Source organism: Telluria sp. BA11, from assembly GCF_056680305.1.
In genome coordinates this window covers 2,775,748-2,801,908 of sequence record NZ_CM155275.1, presented here as the reverse complement: position 1 = coordinate 2,801,908, position 26,161 = coordinate 2,775,748, and the positions used below count along the sequence as shown (strand labels likewise).

General features: G+C 65.0%; 28 protein-coding genes. 12 read left to right on the top strand and 16 right to left on the bottom strand.

All coding sequences use genetic code 11. From position 1 onward, the window contains the following. Positions 1 to 98: 98 nt before the first annotated feature. The 9 genes from AC1MGT_RS12300 to AC1MGT_RS12260 all read left to right on the top strand — a co-directional run bounded on the left by AC1MGT_RS12300 (position 99) and on the right by AC1MGT_RS12260 (position 8,470). Positions 99 to 764, top strand: coding sequence for a DUF484 family protein (locus tag AC1MGT_RS12300; protein WP_332531935.1), 666 nt, complete (start codon positions 99 to 101; stop codon positions 762 to 764). A gap of 5 nt (positions 765 to 769) precedes the next feature. Beyond that, complete coding sequence (gene xerC / locus AC1MGT_RS12295; protein ID WP_499504284.1) at positions 770 to 1,720, top strand: tyrosine recombinase XerC; 951 nt, start codon at positions 770 to 772, stop codon at positions 1,718 to 1,720. A gap of 160 nt (positions 1,721 to 1,880) precedes the next feature. Next, positions 1,881 to 2,948 (top strand): CobW family GTP-binding protein, encoded by a 1,068-nt coding sequence (locus AC1MGT_RS12290; protein WP_499500393.1) that lies wholly within the window; start codon positions 1,881 to 1,883, stop codon positions 2,946 to 2,948. Positions 2,949 to 3,203: 255 nt separating this feature from the next. Next, complete coding sequence (gene dksA, locus AC1MGT_RS12285; RefSeq protein WP_499500392.1) at positions 3,204 to 3,653, top strand: RNA polymerase-binding protein DksA; 450 nt, start codon at positions 3,204 to 3,206, stop codon at positions 3,651 to 3,653. 267 nt (positions 3,654 to 3,920) lie between these two features. Continuing rightward, positions 3,921 to 5,180: an STAS domain-containing protein gene (locus tag AC1MGT_RS12280; RefSeq protein ID WP_499500391.1), complete on the top strand. Its 1,260-nt coding sequence runs from the start codon at positions 3,921 to 3,923 to the stop codon at positions 5,178 to 5,180. Between the two features lie 299 nt (positions 5,181 to 5,479). Continuing rightward, positions 5,480 to 6,016 (top strand): ATP-dependent protease subunit HslV, encoded by a 537-nt coding sequence (hslV, locus tag AC1MGT_RS12275; RefSeq protein WP_183554537.1) that lies wholly within the window; start codon positions 5,480 to 5,482, stop codon positions 6,014 to 6,016. Positions 6,017 to 6,029: 13 nt separating this feature from the next. Continuing rightward, positions 6,030 to 7,367 carry an ATP-dependent protease ATPase subunit HslU gene (hslU, locus tag AC1MGT_RS12270; protein WP_499500390.1) on the top strand — a complete coding sequence of 446 codons (1,338 nt, stop codon included), beginning with the start codon at positions 6,030 to 6,032 and terminating at the stop codon, positions 7,365 to 7,367. Between the two features lie 19 nt (positions 7,368 to 7,386). Further along, positions 7,387 to 7,590, top strand: coding sequence for a hypothetical protein (locus tag AC1MGT_RS12265; RefSeq protein WP_499500389.1), 204 nt, complete (start codon positions 7,387 to 7,389; stop codon positions 7,588 to 7,590). Positions 7,591 to 7,738: 148 nt separating this feature from the next. Beyond that, positions 7,739 to 8,470, top strand: a complete 732-nt coding sequence (locus tag AC1MGT_RS12260) for a helix-turn-helix domain-containing protein (protein ID WP_183554543.1) — start codon at positions 7,739 to 7,741, stop codon at positions 8,468 to 8,470. A 71-nt stretch (positions 8,471 to 8,541) separates the two neighbouring features. Here AC1MGT_RS12260 and AC1MGT_RS12255 read toward each other — a convergent pair whose 3' ends face one another. The 16 genes from AC1MGT_RS12255 to gpmA all read right to left on the bottom strand — a co-directional run bounded on the left by AC1MGT_RS12255 (position 8,542) and on the right by gpmA (position 24,476). Then, a complete protein-coding gene (locus AC1MGT_RS12255; RefSeq protein WP_499500388.1) occupies positions 8,542 to 9,174 on the bottom strand; it encodes a hypothetical protein in 633 nt (210 codons plus the stop codon). Positions 9,175 to 9,216: 42 nt separating this feature from the next. After that, a complete protein-coding gene (gspF, locus tag AC1MGT_RS12250) occupies positions 9,217 to 10,437 on the bottom strand; it encodes a type II secretion system inner membrane protein GspF (RefSeq protein WP_499456334.1) in 1,221 nt (406 codons plus the stop codon). Positions 10,438 to 10,440: 3 nt separating this feature from the next. After that, positions 10,441 to 11,862: a type II secretion system ATPase GspE gene (gene gspE / locus AC1MGT_RS12245; protein WP_499500387.1), complete on the bottom strand. Its 1,422-nt coding sequence runs from the start codon at positions 11,860 to 11,862 to the stop codon at positions 10,441 to 10,443. Between the two features lie 4 nt (positions 11,863 to 11,866). Then, positions 11,867 to 14,281 (bottom strand): type II secretion system secretin GspD, encoded by a 2,415-nt coding sequence (gene gspD, locus AC1MGT_RS12240; protein WP_499500386.1) that lies wholly within the window; start codon positions 14,279 to 14,281, stop codon positions 11,867 to 11,869. Beyond that, the gene (gspN, locus tag AC1MGT_RS12235; protein ID WP_499500385.1) at positions 14,281 to 15,054 is read right to left on the bottom strand and encodes a type II secretion system protein N; all 774 of its coding nucleotides are present in this window, start codon (positions 15,052 to 15,054) and stop codon (positions 14,281 to 14,283) included. Before gspN ends, gspD begins: the two co-directional genes overlap by 1 nt. Beyond that, positions 15,051 to 15,569 carry a type II secretion system protein M gene (locus tag AC1MGT_RS12230; RefSeq protein WP_499500384.1) on the bottom strand — a complete coding sequence of 173 codons (519 nt, stop codon included), beginning with the start codon at positions 15,567 to 15,569 and terminating at the stop codon, positions 15,051 to 15,053. The genes gspN and AC1MGT_RS12230 overlap by 4 nt, the downstream gene beginning before the upstream one ends. Further along, positions 15,566 to 16,783 carry a type II secretion system protein GspL gene (gene gspL / locus AC1MGT_RS12225; protein ID WP_499500383.1) on the bottom strand — a complete coding sequence of 406 codons (1,218 nt, stop codon included), beginning with the start codon at positions 16,781 to 16,783 and terminating at the stop codon, positions 15,566 to 15,568. Before gspL ends, AC1MGT_RS12230 begins: the two co-directional genes overlap by 4 nt. A gap of 17 nt (positions 16,784 to 16,800) precedes the next feature. Continuing rightward, positions 16,801 to 17,772 carry a type II secretion system minor pseudopilin GspK gene (gene gspK, locus AC1MGT_RS12220; protein WP_499500382.1) on the bottom strand — a complete coding sequence of 324 codons (972 nt, stop codon included), beginning with the start codon at positions 17,770 to 17,772 and terminating at the stop codon, positions 16,801 to 16,803. Beyond that, positions 17,772 to 18,434: a PulJ/GspJ family protein gene (locus AC1MGT_RS12215; protein ID WP_499500381.1), complete on the bottom strand. Its 663-nt coding sequence runs from the start codon at positions 18,432 to 18,434 to the stop codon at positions 17,772 to 17,774. The genes gspK and AC1MGT_RS12215 overlap by 1 nt, the downstream gene beginning before the upstream one ends. Further along, positions 18,431 to 18,817 (bottom strand): type II secretion system minor pseudopilin GspI, encoded by a 387-nt coding sequence (gene gspI / locus AC1MGT_RS12210; RefSeq protein WP_183554564.1) that lies wholly within the window; start codon positions 18,815 to 18,817, stop codon positions 18,431 to 18,433. The genes AC1MGT_RS12215 and gspI overlap by 4 nt, the downstream gene beginning before the upstream one ends. Before the next feature lie 14 nt (positions 18,818 to 18,831). Then, a complete protein-coding gene (gene gspH / locus AC1MGT_RS12205) occupies positions 18,832 to 19,308 on the bottom strand; it encodes a type II secretion system minor pseudopilin GspH (protein ID WP_499500380.1) in 477 nt (158 codons plus the stop codon). Positions 19,309 to 19,317: 9 nt separating this feature from the next. Next, positions 19,318 to 19,773, bottom strand: coding sequence for a type II secretion system major pseudopilin GspG (gspG, locus tag AC1MGT_RS12200; RefSeq protein ID WP_183554567.1), 456 nt, complete (start codon positions 19,771 to 19,773; stop codon positions 19,318 to 19,320). A gap of 140 nt (positions 19,774 to 19,913) precedes the next feature. Then, the gene (locus AC1MGT_RS12195; RefSeq protein ID WP_499500379.1) at positions 19,914 to 20,690 is read right to left on the bottom strand and encodes a HesA/MoeB/ThiF family protein; all 777 of its coding nucleotides are present in this window, start codon (positions 20,688 to 20,690) and stop codon (positions 19,914 to 19,916) included. Between the two features lie 39 nt (positions 20,691 to 20,729). Beyond that, a complete protein-coding gene (locus AC1MGT_RS12190) occupies positions 20,730 to 22,208 on the bottom strand; it encodes a S41 family peptidase (protein WP_499500378.1) in 1,479 nt (492 codons plus the stop codon). Between the two features lie 17 nt (positions 22,209 to 22,225). Beyond that, positions 22,226 to 23,710, bottom strand: coding sequence for a murein hydrolase activator EnvC family protein (locus tag AC1MGT_RS12185; protein ID WP_499504283.1), 1,485 nt, complete (start codon positions 23,708 to 23,710; stop codon positions 22,226 to 22,228). Between the two features lie 19 nt (positions 23,711 to 23,729). Continuing rightward, positions 23,730 to 24,476: a 2,3-diphosphoglycerate-dependent phosphoglycerate mutase gene (gene gpmA, locus AC1MGT_RS12180; protein WP_332531917.1), complete on the bottom strand. Its 747-nt coding sequence runs from the start codon at positions 24,474 to 24,476 to the stop codon at positions 23,730 to 23,732. Between the two features lie 89 nt (positions 24,477 to 24,565). On the opposite strand from gpmA, the gene AC1MGT_RS12175 reads away from it, so the two are divergent. The 3 genes from AC1MGT_RS12175 (at position 24,566) to secB (ending at position 25,901) form a co-directional block, all read left to right on the top strand. Next, positions 24,566 to 24,967 (top strand): rhodanese-like domain-containing protein, encoded by a 402-nt coding sequence (locus tag AC1MGT_RS12175; RefSeq protein WP_183554575.1) that lies wholly within the window; start codon positions 24,566 to 24,568, stop codon positions 24,965 to 24,967. A gap of 41 nt (positions 24,968 to 25,008) precedes the next feature. Continuing rightward, the gene (gene grxC, locus AC1MGT_RS12170; RefSeq protein ID WP_183554577.1) at positions 25,009 to 25,272 is read left to right on the top strand and encodes a glutaredoxin 3; all 264 of its coding nucleotides are present in this window, start codon (positions 25,009 to 25,011) and stop codon (positions 25,270 to 25,272) included. Positions 25,273 to 25,442: 170 nt separating this feature from the next. Beyond that, positions 25,443 to 25,901, top strand: a complete 459-nt coding sequence (gene secB, locus AC1MGT_RS12165) for a protein-export chaperone SecB (RefSeq protein ID WP_183554579.1) — start codon at positions 25,443 to 25,445, stop codon at positions 25,899 to 25,901. The last annotated feature ends 260 nt before the right edge of the window (positions 25,902 to 26,161 follow it).

Below are 26,161 nucleotides of genomic sequence, written 5' to 3'. Positions count from 1 at the left end.
TTCATCAAAAGACGCCTGCGGGCGTCTTTTTTGTTCTCCGGTGCAACGCCCAGCGTCGGTTAAAATGACCCGATCCATTTTCAATACCCTATTCCCCCATGAGCACTGCACCACTGGACGCCAGCACTGTTGCACAATACCTGACCGATCACCCGGAATTCTTCCAGGAGCAAGCCGGCTTGCTGGGTGAAGTGAAATTGTCGAGTCCGCTGACCGGCCGCACCGTGTCGCTCCAGGAACGCCAGATGGAAGTCATGCGTGACAAGTACCGTGCGCTCGAACTGCGCCTGTCCGACCTGTCGCGCCGCGCCGAAGAAAACGCCGGCATCGCCAACCGCTTCCACGCCTGGACCCAGTCCCTGCTGGTGTCGAAAGGCGGCGCCGCGATGGCGCGCGACCTGACCGAGGGTTTACGCACCCACTTCACCGTGCCGCAAGTAACCTTGCGCCTGTGGCATGTGGCCCCGGAACATGCCGACGCCTGGTTTGCCAGCAATGTCTCGGACGACGCACGTATCTTCGCCAACAGCCTGCGCGCGCCGTATTGCGGCCCGAACAATGATTTCGAAGCGGTGCGCTGGCTGGACGACGCCGACGCGATCCGCTCGACGGTGATGCTGCCGCTCGGCGCGCCGGGCCAGAGCTTTGGCCTCTTGGTGCTCGGTTCGCCCGATCCGGCGCGCTTCACCACCGCGATGGCGACCGATTTCCTGGTCCACATCGCTGCCACCGCCACCACCGCCCTGGCGCCGCTGCGCGCTTGACCAGCATGGACACGCGCGAGCCGCCATCCGACTGGGCCGCGCGCTACCTCGGCGAACTGGCCACCCAGCGCCAGTTGTCACCGCACACGATCGCGGCCTACCGGCGCGACCTGGCCGAGCTCGCGGAGCTGGCCGGCCACAGCGACTGGGCGCGGCTGGTGCACGCCGACATCCGCCGTTTTGCCGGCAAGCTGCATGCCGGTGGCCAGTCCGCGCGCACCATTGCGCGCAAGCTTTCGGGCTGGCGCGGCTTTTATGAATGGCTGTCGCACCAGACGACGCTTGCCGCCAATCCGGTCGACGGCGTGCGCGCCCCCAAGCGCGCGCAGAGCTTGCCGAAGGCGCTCGCGGTCGACGACGCCGTGCAATTGATGGAAGCAAACCAGCGCGGCCATCTCGAGCCATTCGAGCTGTGCAATCACGCGATGTTCGAGCTGCTGTATTCAAGTGGGCTACGCGTGTCGGAACTGGCGGGTCTGGACGTGGCCTGGCAGGATGCACGCGGCGGCCAGCCGGGCTCGCTGGGCTGGCTCGACCTGCAGGCGGGCGAAGTGGTAGTGACCGGCAAAGGCAACAAGATGCGCCGGGTGCCGGTCGGCGGCCCGGCGCGCGAGGCGCTGGCGCGCTGGCTCGCGGTGCGCCCTGCCGCGCGCGACGGTGGCGCCGCGCTGTTTTTGTCGGCGCGCGACACCCGCATCACGCCGCGCGTCGTGCAAACCCGCCTGAAGCAGCACGCGCTGCGCGCCGGCACGCCGGTGCACGTGCACCCGCACGTGCTGCGCCATTCGTTCGCGTCACACCTGCTGCAATCGTCGGGCGACCTGCGTGCGGTGCAGGAACTGCTGGGCCACGCCAGCATCACGTCCACGCAAATCTATACGGCACTAGATTTTCAGCACTTATCAAAAGTGTATGACGCGGCGCACCCGCGGGCGAAAGCCAAGCCGGAGTCCTGAAGCGGACCGAACCACGCCCAGCGCGATCAGGCTCAGAAATTTCTTCCATGGTTTGCATGCGATCGGCACGCGACACGCCAGATGGTGAGGTTGCAAGAATTGCGGCATAATCCCCCGGTTCTTTTGTCCAACCTTGATGTCAACCACGAGTAGCGAACCAATGGACCTGATCCCCAGCACCATCCTCACCGGCTTTCTCGGCGCGGGCAAGACCACCCTGCTCAACCGCATCCTGCAGGAAGACCACGGCATGCGCATCGCCGTCATCGAGAACGAATTCGGTGAAGAAAACATCGATAACGAAATCCTGGTGCAGGACTCGGGCGAGCAGATCATCGAGATGAACAACGGCTGCATCTGCTGCACCGTGCGTGGCGACCTGATCGAAGCACTCAACAGCCTGGCAAAGAAACGCGCCGCTGGCGAGATCAGTTTTGACCGCGTCGTCATCGAAACGACGGGCCTGGCCAATCCGGGGCCGGTGGCCCAGACCTTCTTTGTCGATGAAGAAGTTGGCGCCCACTACCTGCTCGACGCCGTTGTCACCGTGGTCGATGCCCGCCACGCGATGGAACAATTGACTGCGCACGAAGAAGCCCAGCGCCAGGTGGGCTTTGCCGACAAGATCCTGCTGTCCAAGACCGACCTGGTCGATGCCGCTGCCGTCGATGCGCTCAAGGCGCGCCTGCAGCGCATCAACCCGCGCGCCCCGATCGCCACGAGCGACTTCGGCCGCGCGCCGATTGCCGACGTGCTCGACCTGCGCGGCTTCAACCTGAACGATAAGCTGGACATCGATCCCGATTTCCTGCGTGTCGATGGTGAAGACGGGCACGATCACGACCATGAGCATGGCGCCGATTGTGGCCACGGTCACGACCACGTGCACGATGCGTCATGCAGCCACGATCATCATCACAGCCACCACAGCGACGACATCGCCGCGTTCGTGTTCAAGAGCGAGCGTGCATTCGACCCGGAGCGCCTGGAACAATTCCTTGGCAGCCTGGTCCAGGTCTTCGGCCCGCAAATGCTGCGCTACAAGGGCGTATTGCGGATGGATGGCGTCGATCGCAAGGTCGTGTTCCAGGGCGTGCACCAGATCATGGGCAGCGACGTGGGACCGAAATGGGGGGAGAATGAAACGCCCGCCACCAAGATGGTCTTTATTGGTAAAAATTTACCAAAAGACGTATTTATCCGCGGACTGGAACAGTGTTTGGTATAAACTGCATCAGTTTGACTGGCCAAGCAGGCATGTCCGGCGCCATGCGTCGACAGTTTGCCAGGCCGGGCCGCACGGACCGCCACGACGCGCTTCAAACAGCCAGTGGTGAACCGCCCTTGCCGCCCATGCGGCGCGGACGGAGATAGGATGGCGTACCGTCGTCATCAAGGCAGCCTGCCCGGCATGCACCCATTTGTGCGGTGTTGCTGATTGGCAAGCTGATAAAATGCAAACCTCTGTCGTATCGAAGGCATCATGACTAAAACAACGAAACCGAATACCGCCCAGTCCGACGAACGCCTCCTGACGGAAGGCGAGATTCGCGCGATGAGCGAGGGCGACTACATGAATGCGGCCCAGCTGGCATTCTTCAAGAACCGCCTGCAGGAACTCGAGCGCGAACTGCTCAAGAACGCCGGCGAAACCACGGAACACCTGCGCGAAACCGTGCTGGTTCCCGATCCGGCCGACCGCGCAACCATCGAAGAAGAACATGCGCTCGAACTGCGCACCCGCGACCGCGAGCGCAAGCTGCTCAAGAAAGTCCAGCAATCGATCCAGTCGATCGACGGCGGCGAATACGGCTGGTGCGAAGAAACCGGCGAGCCCATCGGCATCCCGCGCCTGATCGCGCGCCCTACCGCCACGCTGTCGCTGGAAGCCCAGCAGCGTCGCGAACTCAAGCAGAAGCTGTACGGCGACTGATTGATGTGCGTGCTGAACAGCGATTCAGCACCGACCAAAAAGCATGCGACCTTGTCGCATGCTTTTTTTGTTTGCAGACACCATTTCTTGATGTTTGTAACGACGCATGACAGCTGCCGTCCTGGCCATGCGTACACGCTACAATTGCTCAATATCCTACCAACATTGCCCTTAGGCTACACTGACGCCCGGCCACGTGTGCTCAGCATCCGTCGCCAGGGTCCGTGCTAAGGTCATGGTGGACACGTTATCGAGACAACGGTGAGCATGGGGCTTTTTTCCTTCCTGAAGAAAAAGAACGATGCGGTGGCCGCGCCAAGCTGGCCGCCACCCGAGTCGCGCCTGCGCGGCGAACCGTCACGCCTGGCGTCTGACGCCGAGCGCGAACGCCAGCGTGAAATCGCCCGCGCCACCGCTGCCAAGATCGACGAAATCGAACTCGAATTTGCGTCCGACATGTTCGACGACGAGCCGGCCTGGGACAGTGGCCGCCGTCCCGCCAACGGCGTCACGGTGGCGGCCGCGCCCGATCCCGACGACATCCCCGACCAGGCCGCTGCGCCCGCGAGCGCTCCGGCGGTCGACGAAAGCGCCATCCTGTACGCCAACGGCCAGAGCGCCGCTGCCGAACAATTGCTGCGCGAATCGCTCGCGACGCTGGGCCGCCACGAACGCCTGCCATGGTGGATGCTGTTCGACCTGTACCAGGCCGATGGCCGCGAAGAACTGTTCGAGAGCATCGCCATCGATTACGCCAGCCACTTCGAAACCTCGCCGCCCACCTGGAAGCCGCTCGCGCCTGCCTCGGTGGCGAGCCAGCCGGCACAGGGACTGGCCGCCACCGAAACCTTCGACACGCTGCTCGATGCAACCGTCGCGCCCCGCCTGCGCCGCGTGCTCGACGCGCAGGCGCCCAATGTGCGGCTCGACTTCGGCAAGGTGCGCAGCATCGACACGGACGGCGCCGACTGCCTGCTGACCGCACTGCAAACGCTGCGCGCGAGCGACCGCGGCCTGGTGCTGGCCGGCGCCGACACCCTGATCACGACGCTGCGTCCCATGCTCGTCATCGGCAAGCGCGGGGCCAGCCCGGCGCCGTGGCTTCTGCTGCTCGAACTGCTGCTGCTGACCAACCGCGAAAAGGATTTCGAAGAAGCGGCAATGGATTACTGCGTCACCTACGAAGTCTCGCCGCCCTCGTTCGAAGCGCCCCGCCACGTCTCGACGGCCGCACCTGCCCCAAGTCACGGCGACCGCTTCATGTTGCCAGCCATGATCACCAGCCCCGAGCCAGCGCTGCTGGCCGCCATCGACGCCTACGCCGCAGAGCGCGACACACTCGTGCTCGACTGCTCACGGCTGGCGCGCATCGACTACGTCGGCGCCGGCAGCCTGCTGGCGCGGCTCGTTGGGCAGGCAGCAACCGGCCGCACGGTCGAGCTGCGCGAACTGAACCACTTGGTCGCCGCCCTGCTGCGGCTGCTGGGCGCCGGCGGCAGCGTGCGGCTCTATCCACACCGCTACTGACGCTACAGCACACCGAAAAGCCGGGGTCAGGTCTGACATTCGGACACGATCTCGACCGAAAAGCGGGGGTCAGGTCTGACATTCGGACACGATCTCGACAGTCAGGAAGCCGGAACTAGTTGGCACTGGCCATGCGAATACTGGGCAAAACACTATTGGAAGTGGCTAAAGCTGAGGTCGTGTCCGAATGTCAGACCTGACCCCGGCTGTGGGAGCGCATCGGTATTTCCCGTTCGGATAATCTTGCAATCCTGCGCACGGTCCCCACCTGCTGGTAGCCAGACAATCACGAGGTAAAAATGGAACAATTTCACGGTACAACCATCGTCAGCGTACGCCGCGGCAATCAGGTCGCGCTCGGCGGCGATGGGCAGGTCACGCTCGGCAACGTCGTCATGAAGGGTTCGGCCCGCAAGGTGCGCAAGCTGTATCAGGGCAAGGTCCTGTGCGGTTTTGCCGGCGGCACCGCCGACGCTTTCACGCTGCTCGATCGCTTCGAGGGCAAACTTGAAAAGCACCAGGGCAACCTGCTGCGCGCCTCGGTCGAGCTGGCCAAGGACTGGCGCACCGACCGCGTGCTGCGCCGCCTGGAAGCCATGCTGCTCGTGGCCGACCGCGAATCCACCCTGATCATCACCGGCAATGGCGACGTGCTCGAGCCGGAAGATGGCATCGGCGCGATCGGCTCCGGCGGCATCTATGCCCAGTCGGCCGCCAAGGCCCTGTACGAGAACACCGACATGGCGCCTGCCGAAGTGGTCAAGAAGGCGCTGACCATCGCGGGCGAGCTGTGCATCTACACGAACATGTCCCACATCATCGAGACCCTGGATTGATATGAACAGCTTCATGAACATGACCCCACCCGAAATCGTCTCCGAGCTGGACAAGCACGTCGTCGGCCAGGGCAAGGCCAAGAAGGCCGTCGCGATTGCGCTGCGTAACCGCTGGCGCCGCCAGCAGGTCGAGGAACCGCTGCGCTATGAGATCACGCCGAAGAACATCCTGATGATCGGCCCGACGGGCGTCGGCAAGACCGAGATTGCGCGCCGCCTGGCCAAGCTGGCCGATGCGCCGTTCATCAAGATCGAAGCGACCAAGTTCACCGAGGTCGGCTACGTCGGGCGCGACGTTGACACCATCATTCGCGACCTGATCGACATCGGCATCAAGCAGACCCGCGCCAGCGAAGCGAAGAAAGTGCGCCAGCGCGCCGAAGACGCCGCCGAAGACCGCATCATCGACATCCTCGTGCCGCCGGCGCGCGACTTTGGCTTCAACACCGCCAATACGCCCGACAGCAAGGAAGGCGACGCCACGCGCCAGACTTTCCGCAAGCGCCTGCGCGAAGGCGCACTCGACGATCGCGAAATCGAGATCGAAGTGTCCGACGCGGCGCCGCAGATGGAAATCATGGCGCCGCCGGGCATGGAAGAAATGACCGAGCAGATCAAGTCGATGTTTGCCGGTGCCAACGGTGCACGCAAGAAGCCGCGCAAGCTCAAGATCCAGGAAGCCATGAAGATCCTGATCGACGAAGAAGCCGGCAAGCTGCTCAACGAAGATGAGCTCAAGCAAAAGGCCATCGCCAACGTCGAACAGAACGGCATCGTGTTCCTCGACGAGATCGACAAGATCGCCACCCGCTCCGAGCACGGCGGCGCCGATGTCTCGCGCGCCGGCGTGCAGCGCGACCTGCTGCCGCTGGTCGAGGGCACGACTGTCAACACCAAGTACGGGATGATCAAGACCGACCACATCCTGTTCATCGCATCGGGCGCGTTCCACCTGTCCAAGCCATCGGACCTGATTCCTGAATTGCAGGGCCGCTTCCCGATCCGCGTCGAGCTTGAATCGCTGTCGATCGAAGACTTCAAGAGCATCCTGACGTCGACCCACGCCAGCCTGACCAAGCAATACCAGGCGCTGCTGGCCACCGAAGGCGTACAGGTCGAGTTCCTGGACGAAGGCATCCATCGTCTGGCCGAGATCGCGTTCTCGGTCAACGAGCGCACCGAGAACATCGGCGCGCGCCGCCTGTACACGGTGATGGAAAAGCTGCTCGAGGAAATCTCGTTTACTGCCGGGTCGGAAAAAGACCAGGTGGTGCGCATCGACGCGGCCTTTGTCAACGAACGGCTCGACGCGCTGGCGGTCAACGAAGACCTGTCACGCTACGTGCTGTAAATTCTTGCAGGAGGCCGGCATGGCAAACAAGGCATTGGCGACGCGGCAGAAAATGCGGTTGCGGATCGAACCGTCGCAGCAAGCGGGCAAGCCGCGCAATCCCATCGCCGCGCTGGCCAAGGCGCGCGCCGCCGGCCCGCATGCCAAGCCGCTCTCGAGCGAGCGCACTGCCGCCAAGCAGGCGCTCAAGAAGGTCAAGCTGGTGGCCGGCGACGACGACTGACAGGCGCCAGTTCTACCGTGCATACACTCTTTGCGGACACCTCGGTGTCCGCTTTTTTTGGCCAGCGGGACCCATTCCGGTGTACGCGCCTTGTCCGCACCGTGATTCAACGTTAAAGTCAGCCGTTGTCATTTTCTCTGGATCGCCAATGAGTTCACCCGATCTGATCCTGGACGCGCTGCGCATACGCTTGCGCGCGGCCGGCATCACGTATAAAACGCTGTCCGAGCGCATTGGCGTGAGCGAGTCGAGCGTCAAGCGCATGTTCGGGCAAAAGGATATGGCGCTGTCGCGCCTGGCGGAGATTTGTCAGGCCACCGGCATTGGCCTGGAAGACCTGCTGCGCGGGGCGATTGAGGCGCGGCCCCAGCTCGATGCGCTGAGCCTGACGCAGGAACGCTCCATTGTTGCCAACCCGCGCCTGCTGTTGATGGCGATCTGCTGCCTGGGCCACTGGAGCATCGAACAGATCATCGAGACCTACGACCTGACCGAGGCCGAGTGCATCACGCTGCTCGCCGAGCTCGACCGGCTGGGGCTGATCGAACTGAAACCGCTGAACCGCTATCTGCTGCGGGTGTCGAATGCATTTCGCTGGCTGCCGGATGGCCCGGTGCAGCATTTCTTCCGCGAGAACGTGGTAAACGATTATTTCTCAGGCCGCTTCGACGGTGCTGGCGAAGCACTGCTGTGCCTGCCGGCGCGGCTGTCGCCGGCCAGTGCGCTCGAACTGTCGCTGAAGATTGATCAACTGGCGGCCGAACTGGCGCGGCTGCACCGCAACGACCGGCGTCTGCCGGCCGACGAGCGCAAGGGGCATACGCTGCTACTGGGCTTCCGGTCGTGGGAACTGGCGGCGTTTACGGCATTGCGGCGCTGAGCGGCGGCTGCGGCTGCGGCGGCTGCGACGGAGGCTGCTTCTGCGCGGCCACGCTGCCGACACCGAGCTGATTACATTACCGGCCGCTCTCCGTTCATCGGCTGCGCGTTCTGTGGCATCTGCGGCTGGCCGGGGTTGTCCTGCTCCGGCGGCGGATCGCGGGGCTGGCCTTGCATCCCCTGTTGATTGGCGTCCGGTGGTGCGCTCTGCATCATCGGCGGCGCGCTGACCACGCCCGGCGCCATTTGCGGCTCCATCACCGGCTGCGGCGGCATCGCGCGCGGCACCGGCTGGCTGATCGCACTCGACTGGCCGGCATCTGGCGCCAGTTCGACGCGCTTCATGACACCGTTATCGGACAACATCACATAACGCCGATGCACTTCGGCCACCACGACGCCGGGCGCAATCTCGCGGCCGATGCGCACCGCTTTCGGCAGCGCCCCGTCAGCCACCAGGATCACGGCGCTGTTGGCGCCGGCAGAGACCACGCCAGTCAACTGGAAACTGGAAATCGCGACCATCGGCTGCCCGCCAAACAGCGTGGCTGCGGCTTCAGGGCTCGGCTCTGGCTGGGTCGCCAGCGGCGCTGCAGCCAGCGGGCGCTGCTCGGGCTTGTACAGCTGCAGCACCCAATAGGCGCTGGAAGCGGCCAGCACGATCAGGGCCAGCAGGCTCAAAAGAAGGGGCAAACGCTTGTTCATGGTGTCTTTCGCATCTCGGTCATTGGCATCGCTACGCGATCCTTATTGCACCAGCTGGTTGATTTCGATGATCGGCATCAGGACGGCCAGCACGATCAGCAGCACGACCAGGCCCATCGCCAGGATCAGCACCGGCTCGAGCAGGCCGGCGATGGTCAGCGTGCGGCGCTCGAGATCGGCCTGCTGCGAATTGGCAGCGCGCTCGAGCATGGCCGGCAGTTCGCCGGTGATCTCGCCGGCGCGGATCATGTGCACGAGCATCGGTGGAAACAGCTTTTGCGCCGACAGCGCGCGCGCCAGGCTCACACCTTCGCGCACGCTGGCCGTGGCCTGCTCGACCAGTTCTGCCATCGCCACGTTCGACAGTGTCTCGCGGCTGGTGTCGAGCGCGCGCAGGATCGGCACGCCCGAGCCGGTGGTGATCGCCAGCGTGCTGGCAAAGCGCGCGGTATTCAGGCTGCGCTCGAACTTGCCGTAGATGGGCGCGGTCAGCAACCACGTGTGCCAGCGGCGCTTGAGCACGGGATTGCGCAGCGCGCGCCGCCACAGCCAGAATGCGCCGGCAATCAGGATGCCGACAACAATGCCATACGCGCGCACGAAGTCGGATACGGCCAGCATGACGACCGTGAGAAACGGCAGCTTTTGCTTGGTGTTGGCAAACACCGAGACGATCTGCGGCACCACGTAGGTGAGCAGGAAAATCACGATCGCAAACGCGACCACGGTGACGATCGCCGGATACGTGAAGGCCAGGCGCACCTTCTGCACGAGGGCGTTGCGGCGCTCGATGTAGTCGGCCAGGCGCGAGAGCACGCGCGACAGTTGACCGATCTGCTCGCCCGAGCCGACCAGCGCCCGATAAATCTCGGCGAAGTCGCGCGGATGATGCGTCAGGGCGGTGGAAAAGGCCGAGCCGCCGATGACTTCGGCGCGGATCGACGCGACCAGGTCGCGCACGTACGGCCGCTCGGCCTGTTCGAGCAAAGCGGTAAAGGCTTGTTCGAGCGGCAGGCCGGCTTCCAGCAGGCTGGCCAGCTGGCGCGTGAACAGCGCCAGTTCGTTTTGCGACAGGCGCTCGCCGATGCCGCGCGAACGGGCCACGCCGGCGGCGTCGAGCTGGGCCGCGATGGCTTCGACGCTCAGCGGCGTCAGGCCCTGTGCGCGCAGGTCGGCACGCGCGGCGCGCGGGCTGTCGGCGTTGACCACGCCCTTGCGGGTAGCGCCCCCGTTGTCAACGGCCTCGTAACGAAATGCCGGCATCGGTTAGTCCTTGGTCACGCGCACGATTTCGGCCCGTGTGGTGGTGCCATCGAGCAGCCAGCGTTCGCCGTCCTCGCGCATGGTCTTCATGCCCACGCCCAGCGCCGCGACGCGGATGTCGGCTTCGGACGCGCGGTTGTGGATCTGGGCGCGGATCTGGTCGGTGGTCTCTAACAGCTCGTAGACGCCGACGCGGCCGTGGTAACCGGTGTGGCCGCAACGTTCGCAACCGACCGCGTGCCAGGTGCTGCCGTCGAAAGTCTTGCACTGCGAGCAGAGTTTACGCACGAGGCGCTGGGCCATCACGCCCAGCAGCGACGAGGACAGCAGGAACGGTTCGATGCCCATGTCGAGCAGGCGCGTCACGGCCGAGGCCGCATCGTTGGTGTGCAGCGTGGCCAGCACCAGGTGACCCGTCAGCGATGCCTGGACGGCAATCTGCGCCGTTTCCAGGTCGCGGATCTCGCCGATCATGATGATGTCGGGATCCTGGCGCAGGATGGCGCGCAGCGCTTTTGCGAACGTCATGTCGATACGGGCATTGACCTGGGTCTGGCCAACGCCGTTCAGGTCGTACTCGATCGGGTCTTCGACCGTCATGATGTTGGCCGTCGCCGCATTCAGGCGCGACAGCGCCGCGTACAGCGTCGTGGTCTTGCCCGAGCCGGTCGGGCCGGTGACCAGCACGATGCCGTGCGGCTGGTTGATCAGGCGGTCGAACTGCGGCAACAGATCGCTGGCCATGCCCAGGTGCGACAGGTCGAGACGCCCTGCCTCTTTGTCGAGCAGACGCAGCACGGCGCGCTCGCCGTGGCCGGTCGGCAGCGTCGAGACGCGCACGTCGACTGGTTTACCACCCACGCGCAGCGTGATGCGGCCATCCTGCGGCAGGCGTTTTTCGGCGATGTCGAGCTGCGACATGATCTTGATACGCGAGATCAGCGACGCGTGGATGGCCTTTTTGGGCCGCACGATATCGCGCAGCGCGCCGTCGATGCGAAAGCGCACGACTGACGTCTGCTCGAACGGTTCGATGTGGATATCGGATGCGCCTTCGCGCAGCGATTGCGTCAATAGCGCGTTGATCATCCGGATCACGGGCGCGTCGTCGGACGATTCGAGCAAATCTTCGATCGCCGGGACATCCTGCAGCAGCTTGGTCAGATCGAGGTCGGCATCGAACTCGTCGACGACCTGCGAGGCGTCGTTGCCGCCGCCGGCATAGGCGCCGGCGATGACGGTGTCGAGCTCGTCCTTGTCCATGCGGCGCAGCTGGATGCGGCCGAAGCGGCGCGACACCTCGGCGATGGCGGCCGGCGCGGTCGCGCTGGAGACCAGCACTTCGACGCTCTGGCCCGGCTCGCCAGTGCCGCGCGCCAGGACGACGTGGTCACGGGCGAACGCGTAGGGCAAGAGATTGGTCATGTGATTACTCCCGGTTCGGTGGCGTCACCGGGCGAAATTGCGAGGCTGGAAGGGGGGCGCCAGATACTGCGCCAGATGCTGCACCCGGTGCGGTTTCTGCCGCATTGGTCGCCGGGTTCGCAGCGCTTGAACGCGAGGCGCCCGGACGATTGGCCGCGCCATCGTTCGATGCGCCCGGCGCGGCGTTGGCCGGTGGCGGCGCCTGGACCGGCAGCGTTGCCATCCCGCCACCTGCCGGCGGCTGACCGCCCACCAGCGGCGGCAGCAGCGGCGCACCCAGGTCACGCAGCAGCGGCGAGCTTTCAGGCCGGCCGGCAGCGCCAGCGGCGCGCATGAATTCGTAGCGGTCCATTGCGATCGAATTCGACGCATCCTTGCTGCGCACCACGACCGGACGCAGGAACACCATCAGGTTGGTCTTGTTGCGCGTACGGGTGCGGTACTTGAACAGGTTGCCCAGCACCGGGATGTCGCCCAGGCCGCGTACTTTTTCTTCGCCGTCGCCCTCGGTGTCTTCGATCAGGCCACCCAGCACGATGATCTGGCCATCGTCGGCCAGCACATTGCTTTCGATGGCGCGCACATTGGTCGTCAGGCCCGACGCCAGGTTGCGGGTGGACGCATCGACACTCGAATTCTCGTGGTAGATGGCCATCTTGATGGTGCCGCCTTCCGAGATCTGCGGGCGCACCTTGAGCAGCAGGCCGACGTCTTGCCGCTCAACGGTCTGGAACGGGTTGCCGCTGTTGTTGCCCGACGTGGTGTACGAGCCGGTGATGATCGGGACGTTCTGGCCGACCTTGATGGTGGCCAGTTCGTTGTCGAGCGTGATCAGGTTTGGCGTCGACAGGATGTTGGCGTTGCCGTCGTTTTCCAGTGCGCGGGCCACGGCGCCCAGGCCCAGCTCGCCGCCGATCTGGCGGAACAGGCCGAAGGTCAGGCCCGACGGCACGCTTGGCGTGGTCGTGGCGCTGGTCCCCTGGCTGGCGGCCAGCGCCAGGTTGACGATGCTGCTGCTCGAGCCGCCGCCCGTGTAGTTCTGCAAGCCGCCGAAGCGGTATTTGCTGTCGGAGTCGCCCGTCGCGCCAACCCACTGCACGCCGAATTCGGATGCCTTGTTGGACGTGACTTCGACCACCAGGGCTTCGATATAGACCTGGGCGCGGCGCACGTCGAGCTGGTCGATGACCGAGCGCAGGTTGCGGTAGACGGCGTCCGGCGCGGTGATGATCAGGCTGTTGGTGGAGGCATCGGCCTGGATGAAGCCGGACCCCTGGCCGCCGCCGGCGCCGCCCGCATTGGCGGTGAGCTGGCTTTGCTGGCCGAAAGTATTGCCGGTGCCGCCCATGCCGGTGCTGCTCTGCTGGCCTTGCTGGCCGCCCAGTCCGCCGGCGCCGCTGCCGCCCTGCCCGCTGCCGGTGCCCGACGTGATCGAGCTGCCCGACGTGCCCTGCTGCTGCACCGGCACGGCCGAGGCATCTTGCGAGACGACGGCGCGCAGCGTCTGCGCGACGCGGCTGGCGTCGGCGTTTTTCAGGTAGACGACGTGGATATTGCCGCGGCTGGAGCTTTCTTGATCGAGGCGCGCGATCAGGCTCTTGGCCAGGTTGGCGCGGGCCTGCGACGGCGCACGCACGATGACGGCGTTGGTGCGCGGATCGGCCAGCACCGTGACGCGGCCCGAGTCGCCGCCCGCAGCCGGTTCCATCAGGCGCGTGACGAGTTGCGCGATATCGCTGGCGATGGCGTTGCGGATCGGGATCACGTCGAGCTCGGCAGCCACCGGCGCGTCGAGCGCGGCGATGATGCGCGCCAGGCGGCGCAGGTTGTCGGCGTAATCGGTCACGACCAGGGTGTTGTTGCCCGGGTTGGCCATGATCGAGTTGTTCGGCGAAATCAGCGGGCGCAGCACGGCGGTGAGGTTGGCCGCCGATTCGTACGACAGGTAGAACACCTGCGTGGCGATCTGGTCGCCGGTGGCCTTGCTCGAGCGCACGCCGCCCACTTGCGTGGGTGACGATTGCAGCTTGGCTTCGGCCTCGGGCACCACCTTGGCATAACCGTCGCCGCTGGTGACCACCGCGAAGCCCTGCAGGCGCAGGGTCGACGTGAGCAGGCCAAAGGCTTCGCTCTTGCTGAGCGACTTTTCGGACACCAGCGTCAGCGTGCCTTTCACGCGCGGGTCGATGATGAAGGTCATGCCGGTGTAGTGGCCGATCGCCTTGATCACCGATTCGATGTCGGCATTCACGAAGCTGAGCGCTGCGGCGTTCGCAGTCTCTTGCGCGGATGCCGACAATGGCAGGGCCAGGGTCGTGACGACGGCGGAAGCGGCGCAGCACAGCATGGCGCCGGCGGCAAGACGGCGCAGGGCCGGAAGTTCGAGGTGCGCGAAGGTGGTGTGGTCTGTTTTCTTCATTATCTGAACTCGAGTGCGATTACGTTTTTGCCGTTCACCATCCGGCGCTGTCCCAGCAGATTCAACATGGTTCCCAGAGTGTCTTCATAGCCATCGGCGGCCGCTGCCTGGCCTGAAAAGCGCAGGCGGCCGTTCTGCAATGTGCCTGCGCCCGACAGCAGCAGGGCGCCGCGCACGGTACGCAGCGTCAGATCGGCCTGCGGTCCGCGCCAGTCCATGATCATTTCGTAGCTGCCCAGCGGCTTGATGGGCGACATGCGCGAACCCATGTCGCTCATCGACAGCGTGGTACGACCCTGCAGCGTCACGATGTTTTGCTGGCGCAGCAGGTCAAGCGTATTCCAGGAAAGCCGGATGCGGCCGGTGGGCGCGAGCGTATTGAGCGGCGCGCCCAGGCCGGACAGCCCTTCGGCTGGCAGCAGGAGTTCGCCGGCATTGACCTGCCACTGCGACCAGCTGCCCTGCACGCGCACCGGATTGGCCAACGCCTGTGCGTTTTCGAGCGTCATCTTCACATTGCCCACCAGCACCAGTGGCGACAGGGTCCAGGCAAAACGGCCTGGCAGCAATGGCGTAACCGCACCGCCCTGGCCCGGCGCCCCGCCAATAAAGGCCGAGCCGCGCCAAAGCGTACCCTGCGCATCCCCCAGCGTCAATCGACCGCCGGTCTGGCGTTCGACCATGGGGCCAAGCCAGGCCGCCGGCAAAAATGCCAGCACCGTTGCCACCACGGCCAGCGCCACCAGCAGGCCCCACGTCAGCGCCCGCCTCATGCAGCCGGCTCGGTGCTTTGACGCAGCGTGAGCGTGGCATCGACCTGGCCAAGAGCATCCTTGACGGTAAATTGCGCGTCCTGCACCAGCAGGCGGCTGTCGCGGCGTTGCGCGTCGAGCCAGGCCATCAGGTTGGCGAACGACACGCCATTGAGTTGCACCTTGGTGTATTCGCCACTGACCGACAGCGACGCGGGGTTCAGGCCGCTGGCCGTCATGCTGGCAGCCAGCGCCTCGCGCGTGACGGGTGCGACGGCCGGCGCCGGCTGGGCCGCGACGGCCCGCGCTTCGGCCGCCAGCGCGTCGAGTTGCGCGGCTTGCTGGCGCAGCTCGGGCAGTGCACGACGCAATTGTTCGCGGCCAGTCAGCGCCGGTTCGAGCAGCACCAGGTACAGCAGCGTCAGCGCCACCACGCCGCCGCCGACGAGCAGGAACTTGCGTTCTTGCGCGGTGCGCGCGCTCCAGTAGCCGCCCACGCGTTCGCGCAGGCCGCTCAGTTTGCCGATGGCGCTCATGGCTTGGCTCCTGTGCTGCGGATCAGCCAGGTGGTCGCGTCGGGCGACTCCAGGCTGAGGTTACGTGACGACAGGGACGCGCGGAGCTGGTCGGCCATGCCGGGGTTGGTGGACTCTGGTTTGACGCGCACGGTGAGGGTCCGTTCGCGGTAGTCGATTGATGCAATCGCAGGCGGCACGCCCAGTGTGCGTGTCGCTTCGCCGAAGGCGGCGGCCATCCAGTTGAACTCGTTACCGGCCACCTGGCCGCTGCCGGCCCTGGCGCGGTCGATGTTCTGGCGCATTTGCACGACCGGATCGATGGCCGGCTGGTTCGGGTACACCGAGCGGAACGTTTGGCTCATCTGCAGGCGCACGGCATCGGCTTCGCGCTTCAGGCCCAGCCATTCGACATTCAGGCCGATCAGGTTGATCGCCACGGCCGCCAGCGCCAGGCGGATCGGCCAGCGCCAGCGGCGCCAGTCGCGCTGCGCGACGCCGGCCGTGCCCAGGCCTGGCACCAGGTCGAGCACGGGGCCGGTGCTGCCCCTGGCGCCGGCGATCCAGTGCGCCCAGTCGTCGCTTTCCAGCGTGATGCCGGGGCCGGCTTCGGCCACCAGCGCATTGTATTCACCCAGCTGTTCACGATCGACGTACAGCACCAGGGGCGCATCGCCCGACAGCGCGCGCGCCGTTTGCAATGCCATCACCGGGCTGCCGTCGAGCGCCAGGCCCAGGCCGTCATACTGGCTCTGGCGCAGGATCAGTTCGCCGTTGCCGACGGCGGCGCTGACGCTGCCTGGATGCAGCGGCAGGCACAGTTGTTCGGGGATGGCGGCGATCTGGCGCGCACCGAGCGCGAGCAGTGCCCGCACGAGCGGCTCGAGCCAGGCTTGCTGCACCACGGCCACGGGCCGGCGGCCATCGGGCTGCACCGGGCCAGCCACCAGCACGCAATCGAGCGGGTCGCCCAGAATATGTTCTTCGACGAGCGCCGGCAGCGCCGCGCGCAGGCGGGCGCCGGCCAGCGGCGGGGCTTGCACGGACAGCAGCGTGACGTCGCTGGCGGCCAGTACCAGCACCACGCGCCGGCTGGCGGCAACGACGTCGCCCAGATTGCGCAGCACGCCCTCGCCCTGCTGGCCGATAGCGCCGTTGTCGCCGACCAGCGCGAAGCGGCACAGGGCGCCTTCGCACTGACTGCGTGCCGGATGCCGGATATAAAGAGTACTCAAACTGTCTCGCTTTCTTCTCAGTTCTGGCGGGTCCAGATCACGTTCACACTACCGGAATTGACCAGATTGCCGCCGACTCGCACCAGCGATTCGGCATCCAATGCGGCCCGGTCGAGCCGGATCCGGCTCTGCACCAGGAAATACGTGCTCTTGACGGTGATCTTCGGCTGGACCTCGGGCTGCGGATTCTGCAACGAGGTCTTGAACTTCTCGACATCGGCCCACGGCACGCGCTGGCGCTGCGCGACGATCGAATTGGCTTCGGCCATCGAACTTCCCGGCAGCACGGCGGCCAGTACCTCAGGCGCCGCAGTATTGACATTGACATCCGTATTCGATGCCGGCAGCACGATGACGAACGGACGCAGCCGCTCGACCGCTTCGGGCTTGAGACCTGGCACCATCAGCAAATCATCGACCCGCTCCAGCCGTATCGGCGCCCCGGTGCGCGGCTTCTGGGCTACCGGGGTTGTACCTTCTTGCGGCGGCTCGGCGACCAGGGGCTGACCGGCAGCAACGAACTCGGCAATCGGCTGCGCCAGCCGCGCTTCGAGGCGCAGATTGGTCAGCAGCCTGCGCATGACTTCGATCTCTGCCTTGTCGGGCGTGCCGCCCTTGGCCAGATTGTTCAGATTGTAACGCGCCGTGGCGTCCAGAACCTGCCCGGACAGCGACGCATCGAAGTTTTCGCCCTGGATCCGCTCACGCTCGATGTACTGGTCGAGCCGGGTTTCTGCCAGTGGCGTGGCCCAGACCTGATCAAGCGAAGTGTAGTTGCTATTGTTATTGACGCGCAAAATCACGCTGGCCCAGTCGAGCGCGCCGCGCTGGATCCACTTGGTCTGCGACTGCAGGCGCTGGTTTTCCATCGAGCGCACCTGCACCTGCTGCTGCCAGAACAGGCTGGCGACAATGGAGATGGCCAGTGTGGTCAGCAGCATGGCAGTGACGACGGCAACGCCCCGCTGGCGTGTGAGGTGGCGATGCATCAGGTGCCTCCCAGCAGGAATGCCTTGACCATCGGCTGGGCCAGGCCCTGCACGGTCAACGCTACCTGCACGCCGGTCGGGTCTTGCGCGTTTTTGGCAGGCGACTCGTTCGAGGTGGGATCCGGCGTCCCGCCGCCCACAGCGGTCGGTTCGTTGCGCCAGGCATTGTTTTGCCAGCCCTGCACCTGCATGCCGACCACGCCAACCTGCAGCACGACGGACGGCGCATTCTCGGCAGCTGCATCGGATGCGATGGCTTGCCACAGCTGCTCGATCTGGATCAGGTCGCGCGTGCCGGGCGACTCGCGCCGCACCAGCTGGCCCGCGACGACGCGGTAGCTCACCACTTGCAGACGCGACGGTTCGTTCTCGACAAACACCTTGCGCACGAGGATCAGGCGGTCGGTATCCCACAGCAGCGCGGGACGACCGGCCATGATGTCGTTGCCGGCCGCGTGCTCGCAATCGTTTTCCATCTGGGCAAAGGCGAGCTGCATGCCGCGTGTGGTTTCCATGTCGGCAGTCAGCGCCACGCGCGCGCGGACGATGCCGTCCAGGCCGCGCCAGCCGAGAACGGCCACCATGGCGAGGATGGCGATCGCCACCAGGAGCTCGACCAGGGTAAAGCCTGCAGGGCGCCTGCTGCTCGGGATCCGCGTCATACCGGGGAAGGCCTCAGAACCAGTTGGATCAGTTTGACAATGCGGCGGCCAGGCTTGTCGACGTCAAATACCGAGACTTCGATCCTGCGCAATAGCGGGTTCGGGCTGGTCAGGACTTCTTCTTCGCACATCAGGTTCAGGCCGCCTTGCGGACACGGGAAGCTGCGCTTGCCCACTTCGGGGAACTCGCGGCCCAGGCGGATCTGCACGAGCCGGTTCTCGGCCGACCAGGTCGCCATCATCGATGCGCGCAAGCCCTGGCTGTTGGAGGTCAGGCTGCCGACCGCGCGCAGGCCGGCGGCCAGCGCCGTGCCGACGATGACGAGCGCCACCAGCACTTCGAGCAGCGTGAAACCGGCGGCAGGTCGGGAAACTGGGCGCATGGTGGCGGGGGATGTCATTCGACAGTGAAGTGGCCGATGCCATCGGCGCGGATCGCGACCGTATTGGCACCCTTGGCCATCGTCAGCACGAACGGGCGGTCGACCGGCTCGCGGCCAAACGTGATGCGCAGCATGTCGGGGTTGCCGGTACCGGCCGGTTCCAAGATCAATTGCAGTGGTGAATTCTTGAATTCACGCTCGCGCAGCAGGTCGTCGCGCGTGACCGGCTCCCAGCCGGCGTCGCCGCGCACCATGAAGCGGTAGCGGTCGCCATTAGCCTCGAACGCGACCAGCCGGTTACGCACGATCGCTTCATCGCGCGCCAGTTGCAGCAGCAGCGCCAGGCGCTGCGCTTCTTTATCGAGATCCTGGCGCGGACTCGGGATGGCGTTGAGCGTGGCCATGCCCAGCGTGAGGCCGATGATGACCATCACGACCAGCAGCTCCACCAGGGTGAAGCCGCGTGTGCGCGCTGTGCGCATGGCCGGCATGGAGATAACTTAGTCCCAGGAACCGACGTCGGTGTCTTCGCCAGTACCGCCCGGCTGCCCGTCAGCGCCGTACGAGAACACGTCGACCTCGCCCTTGACGCCCGGCGACAGGTATTGGTAAGCGTTACCCCATGGGTCTTTCGGCAGTTTCTCGATGTAGCCGCCTTCTTTCCAGCCATTGGCCGACGGACCCGAGGTCGGCTTGGTGGTCAGTGCGACCAGACCCTGCTCGGTGGTTGGGTAGCGCTGGTTGTCGAGCTTGTAGAGCTTGAGCGCCTGCATCATCGTGGCGATGTCGACCTTGGCAGCCGTGACACGCGATTCACCCGTGCGGCCCAGCAATTTGGGCACGACCAGCGCGCCAAGAATGCCGATGATGACCACGACAACCATGATCTCGACCAGGGTAAAACCGCGTGCACGACCTGTGCTGCGCGTGTTGCGCTGAGTACGTTGAAAATTCATAAGCTCTGTGTGATGACAAGGGAATCGATGGAACCGGCACAGTATAAGCCCGAAATATGACAAGCGTACCTGCGAAAAGTACGCAATTGTATGTCACGTTCACCTGCACACCACGTTTCGCAATGCCCGTTAAGACACCACTAATCAACAGTGTTGCCGCTCTCACCATGACGCGCCGCGCACACCGGACACGCCGGGTTGCGCGCCACGCCGATGGCGGTCCATTCCATATACTTGCCGTCGAGCATTAAGAGACGTCCCACCAGCGGTTCGCCGATGGCCATGATGAGTTTCATCGCCTCGGCAGCCTGAACTGCGCCCACGACGCCGACCAGCGGCGCGAACACGCCCATCGTGCTGCACGCCACATCCTCGAAGCCAGTGTCTTCGGGGAACAGGCAGGCGTAGCACGGCGCAGTCGGCTGGCGCGCGTCGAACACGGCCAGCTGGCCGTCGAAGCGGATCACGGCGCCCGACACGAGCGGCGTGCCGGCCGCCACGCAGGCGCGGTTGACGGCGTGGCGGGTGGCGAAGTTGTCGCTGCAATCGAGTACGACCGTGGCGGCGCGCGCCAGTTCCAGCAGCCGTTCGGGGCCGGCGCGCTCACGCAGGGCGCTGACTTTGATGTCGGGGTTGATCGCCAGCAGGGCGGCGCGGCCGGACTCGACCTTCGGCTCACCGATGCGCCCGGTCGTGTGCATGACCTGGCGCTGCAGATTGGTCAGGTCGACCGTGTCGTCATCGACCAGCGTGATGTGGCCGATGCCGCCGGAGGCCAGGTACAGTGCCGCGGGCGAACCGAGGCCGCCGGCGCCGATGATGACGACGTGGGCGTCCAGCAGGCGCTGCTGGCCTTCGATGCCGATGTCGTCGAGCAGGATGTGGCGCGAGTAGCGCAGGAGTTGGTTGTCGTTCATGGGGAAAGCGCGGTGGAGGACGTTATCCTCCACCAGACGTTACTTTTTGGCTGGCGCATGCAGCTCGGGCGGTTTGTTTTCCGCGCCCGGCAATGGCGCCGGCGCCGGTTTTTCTTCGACCGGCTCGCCCTTGGCCAGCACCACCTTCAGGCCCTTGAAGTGATTGATGGCCTGGGCCAGCTGGAAATCGTCCTTGCTGCCGAACTCGAGCGGCTTGCGGTCTTTCATCAGCGCCAGCGCGCGTTGTTGCTGAGCCAGGCTTGCCGCCTGGTCCTTGCCAGCAGTTGCAGGCTGCTCGCCTTCGGCCACCAGATGGCGCTGCAGATCCGATTCGCGCACACGCAGGGCGTTGAGCAGGTCGCCGTCCGCCGTTTCGTCCACCCGCAGATCGGGCTGCACACCAGTGGCCTGGATGGGCCGCCCTTTCGGCGTGTAATAGCGCGCCGTGGTCAGCTTGATCGCGGTGTCGGGCGACAACTGGCGCAGCGTCTGCACCGAGCCCTTGCCGAACGTGCGGCTGCCCATCACGATCGCGCGCTGGTAATCCTGCAGCGCGCCGGCGACGATCTCCGAGGCCGATGCCGAGCCGCCATTGACCAGCACCACCATCGGCACGGTCTTGAGCCCGGCCGGCAACCCGGCCAGCGGGTCGCCACGCTGGGCATAAAATTCGCGCCGGCCGTAGAACGACTGGTTCGAATCGGGCAATTGCCCTTTGGTGCTGACGATGACCTGATCGGCCTGGGGCAGGAATGCCGCCGTGACGCCGATCGCGCCTGGCAGCAGGCCGCCCGGATCGTTGCGCAGATCCAGCACGAGGCCCTTGATGTCCGGTTGTTCGGCGTACAGTTCTTTGGTTTTCTTGGCCAGCTCGTCGAGGGTGTTTTCCTGGAACTGGCTGATGCGCAGCCAGGCGTAACCGGGCTCGACCACCTTGGCCTTGACGCTGACGACCTTGATTTCGCGGCGGTCCAGCGGCACGACCCACGGCTTGTCGTCGCCGGGCCGGGCGATGGTCAAGGTGACCTTGCTGCCGACCTTGCCGCGCATGCGCTTGATGGCGTCATCGGACGACATATTGCGCACCGGGACATTGTCGATCCGGGTAATCAGGTCGCCCGACTTGATGCCGGCCCTGAACGCGGGCGTGTCCTCGATCGGCGAGACGACCTTGATATAGCCGTCTTCATTCGAGATTTCAACGCCCACGCCGACGAACTTGCCCTGCACCGCTTCGCGCATGTCGCGAAACGCTTTCTGGTCGAGGTACACGGAGTGCGGGTCGAGCGAGGCCACCATGCCGCCGATGGCTTCGGTGAGCAATTTCTTGTCTTCGACCGGCTCGACGTAGTCGGTCTTGATCAGGCCATACACATCGGCCAACTGGCGCAGCTCGTCCAGTGGCAGCGACGTGGCGGTGCCGGTTTTTTGTGCATAGGCGGACAACTGGAACGACGCCGCCACACCCAACACCATCCCCACGCCGACCAGTCCGAACCCCTTTGCTTTCATGCCCATGTGTACCCTGTGGTGACCTAGAACCGGACCCAGCCTGCCGGGTCGAACGCCTTGCCGTTACGCCTGAGCTCAAAGTATAGCCCCGATTCTTCGTTGCCACCGGTGTTGCCCGCGCTGGCCACCGCCTCGCCCGCGCGCACGCTGTCCCCGGGGCGTTTGAGCAGCGCCTGGTTGTAACCGTAGATCGACAGGTACTCGCCGCCATGGTCGATGATGATCAGGTTGCCGAAGCCCCGCATCCAGTCGGCATGCACGACGCGGCCCGGGGCCACGGCGCGCACTTCCGTGCCTTCGGGCGCCTTGAAGAAGGTGCCTTTCCAGTTCGGCCCATCGCCGCGGCGGGTGCCGAAGCGCGCCACGACGCTGCCATTGATCGGGCTGCTCATGCGGCCCTTGAGCGAGGCAAACGAGCCGGACGGCGCTGCCGGACCCAGCGCAACCTCAGGCGCCGGTTCGGGCCGGGTTGGCGCCGGCAGCGGCTGCTCGGCCACGACCGGTGCTTCCTTGACCGGCGCGGGGAGCGGCGCCGGCAGCGGCTCGGGCTTGACGCCCGGCTTGGCGTTCGCGTTCTGGCGCGCGATGCGCTCACGTTCGCGTTCGCGCTCGGCGCGCCTTTCGGCCGCTGCCTTGGCGCGCGCCTGCGCCAGCAGACGGGCTTTTTCATCGGCCTCGGCCTTGGCTTTGGCCTTGGCAGCGGCCGCAGCAGCAGCCGCTACCTGACGCTTGCGCTCGGCTTCGGCCTGTTCGCGGATCAGGCGCGCCAGCCGGTCGACGAGGCCGGACATGCGCTCTTCGTCGCCCTTCAGGCGGTCGGCCTGCTTGCGCTGGTCGGCCAGCTTGCTCGACAGCGTGCCCAGCAGCGCCGCGCGGCGTGCCTTTTCCTTCTCGAGCATGGCTTTCTGATCGAGTTGTTCCTGGGCGATTTCTTCCAGCTCTTGCTGGGCGTTTTCAACCTTGTCGCGGTTGACTTCGACCTGCGCCAGGTTGTTGCGCACCGAGTCCAGCAGGCGCGCCTGGGCCTGCGACACGTACGCCATCAGCTGCAGATCGCGGCTGATACGGTTCGGATTGTCGCCCGACAGCAGCAGCTTGATGCGGTCTTCGTTGCCGGCCACATAATGTTCGCGCAGCAGCCTGGCCAGCTGCTGTTGCTGGGCGCCGATGGTCTGCGCCAGCTGGGCTTGCTGATTCGCCAGCGCTTGCAGCCGGGTGGCCGTCGTATCCTGTTCCTCGGCCAGATCGCGCAGCGCGCGGTTGGCGTCGGAAATGGCGGCCTCGGACTCGGCCAGCGTGTCGGCCGCGTCTTCCTTGGCGTTTTCGGTCTGGTTGATGTCGCGCTTGATGGCGGCCAGCTGTTGCTGGATGCCGGCGCGCTGCTTCTCGGCCGCCGCCTTTTGGCGGCTGCGCTCGGTCTGGCGCTGCGCCCACGCGTCCGACGCGAACGCGCCGGACAGCGCGACCGCCAGCAGTGTGCACAACAGCTTGCTGCCGGCGTCCTTCATGGTTGGCAAACGCAAAAGATTACTTCGCCTTCCCTTGGTTTGCGACCGCGGCCATGGCAGCGGCAATCGCCGCCTGGTCGCCCAGGTAGTAGTGCTTGATCGGCTTGAGGTCGGCGTCGAGTTCGTACACGAGCGGCTGGCCGTTCGGGATGTTCAGGCCCACGATGTCGGCGTCGCTGATGTTGTCGAGCATCTTGATGATGGCGCGCAGGCTGTTGCCGTGGGCCGAAATCAGGATGTTCTTGCCGGCGCGGATGGCTGGCGCGATCTCGTCGTTCCAGGCCGGCATGACGCGTGCCACGGTGTCTTTCAGGCATTCGGTCAGCGGAATCTGGCTCTCGTCCAGGCTGGCGTAGCGCGGGTCATTGAACGACGTGCGCGAATCATCCTTCTCGAGCGCCGGCGGCGGCGTGTCGTAGCTGCGGCGCCAGACCAGCACCTGCTCGTCGCCGAACTTGGCGGCGGTCTCGCCCTTGTCGAGGCCCTGCAGCGCGCCGTAGTGACGCTCGTTCAGGCGCCAGTCGTTCTTGACCGGCAGATACATCGCATCCATCTCGTCCAGCGCCAGCCACAGCGTGCGGATCGCGCGCTTGAGCACCGAGGTATACGTGAGATCGAAGGTGAAACCGGCTTCCTTGAGCGCGCGGCCAGCGGCCTTTGCTTCAGCCACACCCTTGGCGGTCAGGTCGACGTCGACCCAGCCTGTGAAGCGGTTTTCCAGGTTCCAGGTGGATTCGCCATGGCGCATGAATACGATTTTGTACATGAAAGCTCTTTTCGCAAAATTTCTGGTTGATGTCCGGTCCAGCATCTATTTTATAATGCCCCGATTCAGTTCAACCAATCGGAACCCTTGTGAAATTCATTATCGATAACATTTTCCTCGTAGCGATCGCCGTTCTCGCTGGCGGCGCGCTGTTGTGGCCAGCCCTGGCGCCGCGCGGAAAACGCGCATCGCCGCTGCAGCTGACGCAGATGATCAACCGCGGCAAGACCACGATCGTCGACGTGCGCAGCAGCGAAGAATTCGCCGCCGGTCACCTGCGCGACGCGAAACACATCCCGCTGGCAGACTTGGGTGCTCGCATTGGCGAACTAGACAAGTCGAAAAACCGGACTGTCGTCATGGTCTGCCAAACTGGCGCACGCAGCGACAAGGCGGCGCGCCAGTTGCAGGCGGCCGGTTTCGAGGACGTCCACAGCCTGGAAGGCGGCCTGGCGGCCTGGAAGGCTGCAGGCTTGCCGCTCACCAAATAAACCGCCCCATCGAGTCGATCGGGCACACGAAAGGATTCATCATGGCAGCTCACGTCGTTTTGTACCACACCGCATCTTGCCCTTACTGCGTCCGCGCCGAGCGCCTGCTCGAAGCCAAGGGTGTCACCGAGATCGAAGGCATCCGTGTCGATCTGGATCCCGAGCAACGCCAGGTCATGATGCAGCGCACCGGTCGCCGCACGGTCCCACAGATTTATATTGGCGATACCCACGTCGGCGGCTTTGACGAACTGTATGCGCTGGACCAGGCAGGCCGCCTGGACCCGCTGCTCAAGGGCGAGTAAGCTGTATGCGCACTGCGTAGCGCGGCCGTCGGCGGCAAGACTGCTATTGCAAGCAAGTTGATTTTGCTACAATTGCCGTCGTGTTCGATCCGACGGCCCGTTCACGACGTCGCGCTCGACCAGGCAACCGGAGTGGCCCGCCACTTCCCACTATTATTAGAAAGCGTTCCATGTCCGACGAAACTCTGCAACCAGTATTCCAAATCCAACGCGTCTACCTGAAAGACATGTCGCTGGAGCAACCGAACTCGCCATCGATCTTCCTGGAGCAAGAAGCGCCAGCGATCGAAGTGTCGCTCGACGTGGGTGCTGAAAGCATCGCCGAAGGCATCTACGAGTCGACCGTGACGATCACCGTCACCGCCAAGGTCAAGGACAAGGTTGCGTTCCTGGTCGAAGGCAAGCAGGCAGGCATCTTCGAAGCCCGTAACATCCCGGCTGACCAGATGGATCCACTGCTGGGCATCGGCTGCCCGAACATCATCTATCCTTACCTGCGCGCGAACATCGCTGACGTGATCAGCCGTGCCGGCTTCCCGCCAGTGCATCTGGCCGAAATCAACTTCGAAGCCTTCTACCAGCAGCGCGCCCAGGCCATGGCCGAAGCCGCAGCAGCGCCGTCGAACTAAGCAGCAGTCGTACCCGACGAACGCGGCGCCACGCCGCGTTCGTGCCAGATGTCCGGTGTCCCGGTTTCAACCACCATCCAGGCCCGCCATGTTCTCCGCCCGCCGTCTTGCCGGCTCCCCGTTGACCGCCTCACGCGCCGCATTGCCGGTCGCCCCGCGCGCATTCGCCTTTGATTTCAAGACTGTCGGCACTATCCGCGCGATCCTGTACGCGACAGTATCGACGGCTACATCAAGGTCTCGGATGTCTGGGGCCTGTA

Excerpts from the sequence above, each read along its gene's own strand:
- AC1MGT_RS12300 (WP_332531935.1), top strand. The coding sequence starts at position 99 with ATGAGCACTGCACCACTGGACGCCAGCACTGTTGCACAATACCTGACC.
- xerC (WP_499504284.1), top strand. The coding sequence starts at position 770 with ATGGACACGCGCGAGCCGCCATCCGACTGGGCCGCGCGCTACCTCGGC.
- AC1MGT_RS12290 (WP_499500393.1), top strand. The coding sequence starts at position 1,881 with ATGGACCTGATCCCCAGCACCATCCTCACCGGCTTTCTCGGCGCGGGC.
- dksA (WP_499500392.1), top strand. The coding sequence starts at position 3,204 with ATGACTAAAACAACGAAACCGAATACCGCCCAGTCCGACGAACGCCTC.
- AC1MGT_RS12280 (WP_499500391.1), top strand. The coding sequence starts at position 3,921 with ATGGGGCTTTTTTCCTTCCTGAAGAAAAAGAACGATGCGGTGGCCGCG.
- hslV (WP_183554537.1), top strand. The coding sequence starts at position 5,480 with ATGGAACAATTTCACGGTACAACCATCGTCAGCGTACGCCGCGGCAAT.
- hslU (WP_499500390.1), top strand. The coding sequence starts at position 6,030 with ATGAACATGACCCCACCCGAAATCGTCTCCGAGCTGGACAAGCACGTC.
- AC1MGT_RS12265 (WP_499500389.1), top strand. The coding sequence starts at position 7,387 with ATGGCAAACAAGGCATTGGCGACGCGGCAGAAAATGCGGTTGCGGATC.
- AC1MGT_RS12260 (WP_183554543.1), top strand. The coding sequence starts at position 7,739 with ATGAGTTCACCCGATCTGATCCTGGACGCGCTGCGCATACGCTTGCGC.
- AC1MGT_RS12255 (WP_499500388.1), bottom strand. The coding sequence starts at position 9,174 with ATGAACAAGCGTTTGCCCCTTCTTTTGAGCCTGCTGGCCCTGATCGTG.
- gspF (WP_499456334.1), bottom strand. The coding sequence starts at position 10,437 with ATGCCGGCATTTCGTTACGAGGCCGTTGACAACGGGGGCGCTACCCGC.
- gspE (WP_499500387.1), bottom strand. The coding sequence starts at position 11,862 with ATGACCAATCTCTTGCCCTACGCGTTCGCCCGTGACCACGTCGTCCTG.
- gspD (WP_499500386.1), bottom strand. The coding sequence starts at position 14,281 with ATGAAGAAAACAGACCACACCACCTTCGCGCACCTCGAACTTCCGGCC.
- gspN (WP_499500385.1), bottom strand. The coding sequence starts at position 15,054 with ATGAGGCGGGCGCTGACGTGGGGCCTGCTGGTGGCGCTGGCCGTGGTG.
- AC1MGT_RS12230 (WP_499500384.1), bottom strand. The coding sequence starts at position 15,569 with ATGAGCGCCATCGGCAAACTGAGCGGCCTGCGCGAACGCGTGGGCGGC.
- gspK (WP_499500382.1), bottom strand. The coding sequence starts at position 17,772 with ATGCATCGCCACCTCACACGCCAGCGGGGCGTTGCCGTCGTCACTGCC.
- AC1MGT_RS12215 (WP_499500381.1), bottom strand. The coding sequence starts at position 18,434 with ATGACGCGGATCCCGAGCAGCAGGCGCCCTGCAGGCTTTACCCTGGTC.
- gspI (WP_183554564.1), bottom strand. The coding sequence starts at position 18,817 with ATGCGCCCAGTTTCCCGACCTGCCGCCGGTTTCACGCTGCTCGAAGTG.
- gspH (WP_499500380.1), bottom strand. The coding sequence starts at position 19,308 with ATGCCGGCCATGCGCACAGCGCGCACACGCGGCTTCACCCTGGTGGAG.
- gspG (WP_183554567.1), bottom strand. The coding sequence starts at position 19,773 with ATGAATTTTCAACGTACTCAGCGCAACACGCGCAGCACAGGTCGTGCA.
- AC1MGT_RS12195 (WP_499500379.1), bottom strand. The coding sequence starts at position 20,690 with ATGAACGACAACCAACTCCTGCGCTACTCGCGCCACATCCTGCTCGAC.
- AC1MGT_RS12190 (WP_499500378.1), bottom strand. The coding sequence starts at position 22,208 with ATGGGCATGAAAGCAAAGGGGTTCGGACTGGTCGGCGTGGGGATGGTG.
- AC1MGT_RS12185 (WP_499504283.1), bottom strand. The coding sequence starts at position 23,710 with ATGAAGGACGCCGGCAGCAAGCTGTTGTGCACACTGCTGGCGGTCGCG.
- gpmA (WP_332531917.1), bottom strand. The coding sequence starts at position 24,476 with ATGTACAAAATCGTATTCATGCGCCATGGCGAATCCACCTGGAACCTG.
- grxC (WP_183554577.1), top strand. The coding sequence starts at position 25,009 with ATGGCAGCTCACGTCGTTTTGTACCACACCGCATCTTGCCCTTACTGC.
- secB (WP_183554579.1), top strand. The coding sequence starts at position 25,443 with ATGTCCGACGAAACTCTGCAACCAGTATTCCAAATCCAACGCGTCTAC.